The organism is Streptomyces globisporus, from assembly GCF_003501885.1.
Lineage (GTDB): Bacteria > Actinomycetota > Actinomycetes > Streptomycetales > Streptomycetaceae > Streptomyces > Streptomyces globisporus_D.
Window position 1 is genome coordinate 1 of sequence record NZ_QWFA01000366.1, and the last position, 2,085, is coordinate 2,085.

At 67.6% G+C, this 2,085-nt stretch carries 1 protein-coding gene; it reads left to right on the forward strand.

The features are described from left to right. Positions 1 to 140: 140 nt before the first annotated feature. Positions 141 to 1,967, forward strand: coding sequence for a bifunctional metallophosphatase/5'-nucleotidase (locus D3105_RS33530; protein ID WP_118906570.1), 1,827 nt, complete (start codon positions 141 to 143; stop codon positions 1,965 to 1,967). The last annotated feature ends 118 nt before the right edge of the window (positions 1,968 to 2,085 follow it).

The window sequence follows — 2,085 nt, forward strand, 5'->3', positions numbered from 1 at the left end:
CGTCGCACTGTGGCACGGCGGGTGGCGCCGGGGGGTGTGTGTCGGGTGGTCATCAGATCGAAACCTGCGCGGGGTGTTGCGGGTGTGGGGTGCTGGGCCAGAATCTACGCGCGTTGCCGTACTGAACGAGGAGTGAAGAGATGCCGTTGAACCGTAGGACGTTTCTGGGCCGTTCGGCCGCCGCGGGTGCGGGTGTGGCGATGGCGGGCGGTGCGGTCGTCGGCTCGGCCGGTGCGGCGCAGGCCACGGGGCAGGGCCACGGGCATGGCCATGGACGGCCTCCGAAGCGGTACTCGTTCACGGTGATGGGCACGACGGACCTGCACGGGAACGTCTTCAACTGGGACTACTTCACGGACAAGGAGTACGACGACTCCGCCCACAACGACGTCGGCCTGGCGAAGATCTCGACGCTGGTGGATCAGGTGCGCCGGGAGAAGGGGCGCCGGAACACGCTGCTGATCGACGCGGGTGACACGATCCAGGGCACCCAGTTGTCGTACTACTACGCGAAGGTCGACCCGATCACGGCGCGGCGTGGTCCGGTGCATCCGATGGCGCGGGCGATGAACGCGATCGGTTACGACGCGGCGGCGCTCGGGAACCACGAGTTCAATTACGGCATTCCGGTGCTGCGGAAATTCGAGGAGCAGTGCGATTTCCCGCTGCTGGGGGCGAATGCGCTGGATGCGAAGACGTTGCGGCCGGCGTTCGCCCCGTATGTCATCAAGCGGATGCACACGCCGTGCGGGCGTGATGTGCGGGTGGCGGTGCTGGGGCTGACGAATCCCGGTATCGCGATCTGGGACAAGGCGAATGTGGGCGGGAAGATGGTGTTCCCGGGTCTGGAGGAGCAGGCGGCGAAGTGGGTGCCGAAGCTGCGGTCGATGGGTGCGGACGTGGTGATCGTGTCGGCGCATTCGGGTTCTTCGGGGACGTCGTCGTGGGGTGACCAGTTGCCGTACGTGGAGAACGCGGCGGCTCTGGTGGCGGAGCAGGTGCCGGGGATCGACGCGATTCTGGTGGGCCACGCCCATGTGGAGATCGCCGAGCACTTCGTGACGAACAAGGAGACCGGCAAGCGGGTCGTGCTGTCGGAGCCGGCGAAGTGGGGGCAGCGGCTGACGCTGTTCGACTTCGACCTGGTGTGGGAGAAGGGCCGCTGGGCGGTGGAGAAGGCCGGTTCGCGGGTGCTGAACTCCAACACGGTGCCGGAGGACCCGGAGGTGACGTCGCTGCTGCGCCGCGAGCACCGCAAGGTGGTGGAGTACGTCAACCAGGTGATCGGCACGTCGGTGGTGGCGATGTCGACGGCGGACGCGCCGTGGAAGGACGAGCCGATCATTGATCTGATCAACCAGGTGCAGACGGAGACGGTGAAGGCGGCGCTGGCGGGCGGGGAGTTCGCGGCGCTGCCGGTGCTGTCGCAGGCGTCGTGCTTCTCGCGTACGGCGGGGATTCCGGCCGGTGAGGTGACGATCAAGGACGCGGCGGGGCTGTATCCGTTCGAGAACACGCTGGAGGCGCGGCTGATCACGGGCGCCCAGCTGAAGGACTACCTGGAGTATTCGGCGCGGTATTACGTGCGGACGGCTGCGGGCGGTCCGGTGGACACGGCGAAGCTGACGAACGCGGACGGGATTCCGGACTACAACTACGACGCGGTGTCGGGTGTGACGTACGAGATCGACGTCGCGCAGCCGGCGGGTTCGCGGATCGTGGGTCTGTCGTTCGAGGGGAAGGCGATCGATCCGGCGGCGCGGTTCGTGTTCGCGGTGAACAACTACCGGGCGAGCGGTGGGGGGAACTTCCCGCATGTGCCGGGCGCGCAGCAGTTGTGGGCGAATTCGGACGAGATCCGGAACACGATCATCGGGTGGGTGCGGGAGAAGGGTTCGGTGGACCCGGCGGCGTTCGCTTCGGTGGGGTGGCGGCTGACGCGTGAGGGGACGCCGGTCTTCCCGTAGCGCTGGTTGGTTCGTTCGGCCCGGGTATCCCTCTGTGGGGGCCCGGGCCGTTCGCTGTCCCTGGGGCTAGAGGGTCTGGCTCAGGGGGACGAGTGCGGGGGTCTGGGTGGGGATGCCC

Bases quoted from the DNA above. Each gene is read 5' to 3' on its own strand.
- D3105_RS33530 (WP_118906570.1), top strand. From the start codon at position 141: ATGCCGTTGAACCGTAGGACGTTTCTGGGCCGTTCGGCCGCCGCGGGT.